The sequence below is a fragment of the Kitasatospora sp. NPDC056327 genome, assembly GCF_042261735.1.
Classification (GTDB): domain Bacteria; phylum Actinomycetota; class Actinomycetes; order Streptomycetales; family Streptomycetaceae; genus Kitasatospora.
Map to the genome: position 1 here is coordinate 1 of NZ_JBHJRC010000443.1, position 4,642 is coordinate 4,642.

Sequence of the window (4,642 nt, forward strand, 5' to 3'; positions counted from 1 at the left end):
CCCCGTGAGGAGGGGCGCCCGCCGCCTGCGGTCACTTGGCGGCGAGCGCCTTGCTGATGTCGCCGATCACCACGTCGGCCGCGAGCGGGCCGCCGCGGGTGGACCAGACCGAGCCGTCCACGGTCACGGTGTGGTTGTTCTTCACCGCGCCGAGCTCCTGGTAGGCGGGCTTGGACTGGACGTCCTTCAGCGCGGCCTTGCCGTCGTCGGTGAGGGTCGAGAGGAACAGCCAGTCGCCGTCGATCTCGTTGATCTTCTCCAGGCTGAGCGCCGGGGTGTGCGCGTTGCCGTCCTTGTCCTGGGCCTGCGGGCGGGTCAGGCCCATGTCCAGGGCGACGCCGCTGGCGAACTGCTTCTTCTCCATCCAGCTGGGACCGGTCGGGTTCCAGCGGACGATGGAGACGGCCTTGCCCTTGTTCTCGCCGAGCTCGCCGCCGGCCTTGGCGGCCTTGGCGTCGTAGTCGGCGATGACCTTGTTGGCCTGCTCCAGCTTGTTGACGGCGTTTCCGATGCCGCGGAAGGAGAGCTTCCAGTCGTCGGTCGGGGCCATGGTGACCACGGTGGCCGGGGTGATCTCGCGCAGCTGCTTGAGCACCTGCTGGTCCTGCATGTCGCCGGCCAGGATCAGGTCGGGCTTGGCGGCGATGACCTTGTCCATCACGGGCTGGAGCAGGTTGCCGACCACCGGGATTCCCTGGACCTTGTCCTTCAGGTACGCCGGCGGCTCGTTGAGACCCTGTCCGTTGGTGATGCCGGCCGGCTTGAGGCCGAGGGCGAGCACCGCGTCGAGGTCCTCCTGGGTGAGGGTGACGATGCGCTTCGGCTCGGCCGGGATCTCGACGGCGGTGCCGGTGGCGTCCTTGACGGTCCGCTTGCCACCGGCCGCGTCCGCGGCGGGGGCGCCCGCGGCGGAGGAGGAGGCCGCGGTCGAGGGCGTGCCCTTGTCGGCGGAGGAGCCCTTGTCGGAGGAGCCCGACGAGCCGCAGCCGACGAGCAGGAGCGTGGCCGCCCCGGTGGCGGCCAGCGCCTGGACCGCCCGGTGGCGGACGAGGTGGAGCGGGCTCTGGGCGGTCGACATGTAGGCCTCCGGGCAGGGGTGTTGCAGACGTGGTGCGGTGGGCGGTGCGGACGGGCGGTGCGCGTGGTGCGACGGAACCCGGACGATCCGGACAGGTCCGGCGCGGGACCGGACACCCGTCCGACCGCGCCGACCATTAGGTTAGCCTTACCTTATGACATTGTCGCAAGTGGGTACCGCCGAGGCGGCCGGCGCGGAGCCCTCCGCCCCCGCCCCGCCGGCGGCCGAACGGTCCCGCCGCACCGCCCGGGCCGCCGTCGGCGGCATCCTCGCCGCCCTGCTCGCGCTCACCGCGCTCTCGTTGTCCGTCGGCGCCGGCGAGGTCGGCCCGGGCCGGGTCCTGGACTACCTGCTCGACACCGGCGGCGCCCGCGCGGACAGTCATCTGGCCCTGGTCGTCGGCGATCTGAGGCTCCCCCGCACCCTGACCGCCCTGCTGGTCGGCGGCGCCCTGGGCGTGGCCGGCGCCCAGCTGCAGTCGGTCACCCGCAACCCGCTCGCCGAGACCGGCCTGCTCGGCGTCAACGCCGGCGCCTCGCTCGGCGTCGTCCTCGGCATCGCCGTGCTCGGCGTCCAGACCTCCTACGGCTACCTCGCCTTCGCCTTCGGCGGCGCCGTGCTGGCCAGCGGGATCGTGCTGGCGATCGCCGGCAGCCGGGGCGGCGGCTCCCCGATGCGGCTCGTCCTCGGCGGCTCCGCCGTCGGCGCCACCTTCGGCGGCCTCACCGGCGTGCTGATCGTCAACTCCCCCGAGGCCTACGACCGCTACCGGGTCTGGGTGCTCGGCTCGCTGGCCGGCGTGGAGGGCTGGACGACGCTGCGCCAGCTCGCCCCGGTGCTCGGCGTCGGCTTCGTGATCGCGCTGCTCACCACCCGGCCGCTGTCCGCGCTCGCGCTCGGCGACGACCTCGCCCGCGGCCTCGGCCACCGCCCCGGCGCCACCCGCGCCGCCGTCGCCCTCGCCGTCACCCTGCTCACCGCCTCCGCGGTCGCACTGGCCGGGCCGATCTCCTTCCTCGGCCTGCTCGCCGGGTTCCTGGCCCGCGCCGCCGCCGGCCCCCGGGTCGGCCGGCTCACCCTGCTCGCCGGACTGGTCGGCGCGGCCGTGCTGACCGGCGCCGACGTGCTCGCCCGGGTGGTGGCCCGCCCCTTCGAGGCCCCGGTCTCGGTGATCGTCGCGCTGATCGGCGCCCCCACCCTGATCGCCATCGTCCGCTCCCGGCGGACGGCCGCGCTCGGCATGACCGACACCGCCCCCGCCGAGTCCTCCGGCCGCCACGGCCACCCCGAGGAGAAGGCCCCGAAGCCGGACGTGGTGATCCGGCGCGGCGCGCTCTCGCTCCTGCTCCCCCGCCGCTCGGTGCTCGCGGCGCTCGGCCTCGCCACCGCCCTGCTCGCCGCCGTGGTGGTCTCCGCGCACGCCGGCCAGAGCGAACTCGGCCTCGGCCGCACCTTCCAGGCCGTCTTCGGCTACGGGGAGCGCCTGGACGTGCTACTGGTGCAGAAGTTCCGGCTCGGCCGGATCGTCGCGGGCCTCGCCGCGGGCGCCGCGCTCGGCCTGGCCGGCTGCCTCACCCAGACGCTGGCCCGCAACCGGCTCGCCACCCCCGAACTGCTCGGCGTCAACGACGGCGCCACCGCCGCCGTGCTGATCTCGGTCACCGCCTCGGGCACCTTCGGCGCCTGGTGGGCCGGGCCGATCGGCGCGCTGGTCGCCGTCGGGGTGGTCACCGTCGTCTCCGGCGGGCTCGGCGCGCGCGGCTACCGGGTGCTCGTCGTGGGCCTCGCCATGTCGGCGCTCGCCTCCGCCGTCATCCAGGTGGCGATGGCCCGGCGCTCGCTCAGCTCCGCCTCCTCGCTGTACGTCTGGACCTCCGGGAGCCTCAACGGCCGGGACTACGAGGTGGCCGCGCCGGTCCTGATCGGCCTCGCCGTCCTGGTGCCGCTCGCCCTGGTGGTGGCCCGCCGGCTGGCCGTGCTCCGGTTCGACGACAACGTGGCCTCCTCGCTGGGCGTCGACCCCGGCCGGGTCCGGCTGGTCTGCCTGCTGCTCGCCGTGGCGCTCGCCGGCCTCGCCGTCGGGATCTGCGGACCGGTCGGCTTCGTCGCCCTGGCCGCGCCGGTGGTCGCCGGGCGGCTGGCCGGACCGGCCCGGGTCCCGGTGCTCGGCTCCGCGCTGGTCGGCGCGGTGCTCATCGTGCTGGCCGACACCCTCGGCCGGGTGCTGATCTCCGGCGTCGAGATCCCGGTCGGCATCGTCACCACCGTGCTCGGCGGCCCCTTCCTGCTCTGGGTGCTGCTCGGCCGCAAGGGCAACCCCGCCTGATCATCGAGGAGTTCACCCCGTGCACAACGAACTGCAGCCCGCCGACGAGGCGTTCTGGGCCCGGGTGGCCGCCGAGGGCGCGCCGCTGGTCGACCCGGACCCGGAGGACCCGGCCTACCGCCGGGTGACCTTCGTGCTGCGCGACGAACCGGGAGAGCAGCCGTACGACGGCGTGCTCGCGCTCGTCCACACCGTCACCGACAAGGACCGGCACGCCGGCGACCTCACCCCGCACCTGATGGAGCGCCGGGGCGGCGGCTGGTCGCGCACCTACCGGCTGCGCGCCGACCACCGGGCGTCCTACCAGCTGTACCCGGTCCGCGGCGACGTCCCCGGCACCCGGCGGGCCGACTGGCTGCGGGTGCTGGACGGCGCCCGCCCCGACCCGCACGGCACCGGTGCGCTGCTGCCCGCCCGGGACGGCCGCCGGCCCGCCTCGGTGCTCGCCCTGCCGCAGGCCCCCGCCCAGCCGTACGCCGAGCGGCGCGCGGACGTGCCCCGCGGGCGCACCGTGCGGGCCGAGGTCGCCGGGCGGCGGGTCGACGTCCACCTGCCCGCCGGGCACCGCGCCGACGCCGGGCCCTACCCCGTCCTGGTCCTGCTCGACGGGGAGATGTGGGGCGAGGTGCTGTCGGTCGGCGACACCCTGGACAACCTGACGGCCGAGGGCCTGATCCCGCCGACCGTCGCGCTGCTGGTGCACACCATGGGCCCGGGCCGGCCCTCCGACCTCAGCTGCAACCCGGACTTCGTCGACCTGCTCGCCGACCGGGTGCTGCCCTGGGCCGCCGCCGAGCACCGCGCCACCGCCGACCCGGCCCGCACGGTGATCGCCGGGCAGAGCGCGGGCGGCCTGACCGCCGCCTTCGCCGTCTTCCGCCGGCCCGCGCGGTTCGGCAACGCGCTCTCGCAGTCCGGCTCGTTCTGGTGGCCGGACGGCACCGAGTTCGACGGCGGCAGCGAGTGGCTGACCCGGCGGTTCGCGGCGGAGGAACGGCGCGGCGCCCGGCTCTGGGTGGAGGTCGGCCTCCAGGAGTGGATGCTGCTCGCCCAGAACCGCCACCTGCGCGACGTGCTGACCGCCCGCGGCTACGACCTCGCCTACCGGGAGTTCAACGGCGGCCACGACTACGCCTGCTGGCGCGGCGGCCTGGCCGACGGCCTGGTGCACCTGCTGGGCGCCGCGGGCCCTGCGGCCTGACCGTCCCGGCCGGGGGCGCCGGTGCGAGGGCCGCACC

At 75.7% G+C, this 4,642-nt stretch carries 3 protein-coding genes; 2 read left to right on the forward strand and 1 reads right to left on the reverse strand.

All coding sequences use genetic code 11. From position 1 onward, the window contains the following. Nucleotides 1–31: 31 nt before the first annotated feature. A complete protein-coding gene (locus ACFCX4_RS34855; protein WP_376151255.1) occupies nucleotides 32–1,078 on the reverse strand; it encodes an ABC transporter substrate-binding protein in 1,047 nt (348 codons plus the stop codon). A gap of 154 nt (nucleotides 1,079–1,232) precedes the next feature. Between ACFCX4_RS34855 and fhuB the strand changes: the two genes are divergently transcribed. Both fhuB and fes read left to right on the forward strand, forming a co-directional pair. Beyond that, nucleotides 1,233–3,404, forward strand: a complete 2,172-nt coding sequence (fhuB, locus tag ACFCX4_RS34860) for a Fe(3+)-hydroxamate ABC transporter permease FhuB (RefSeq protein ID WP_376151257.1) — start codon at nucleotides 1,233–1,235, stop codon at nucleotides 3,402–3,404. A 19-nt stretch (nucleotides 3,405–3,423) separates the two neighbouring features. Then, nucleotides 3,424–4,605: an enterochelin esterase gene (gene fes, locus ACFCX4_RS34865; protein WP_376151259.1), complete on the forward strand. Its 1,182-nt coding sequence runs from the start codon at nucleotides 3,424–3,426 to the stop codon at nucleotides 4,603–4,605. Nucleotides 4,606–4,642: the final 37 nt, after the last annotated feature.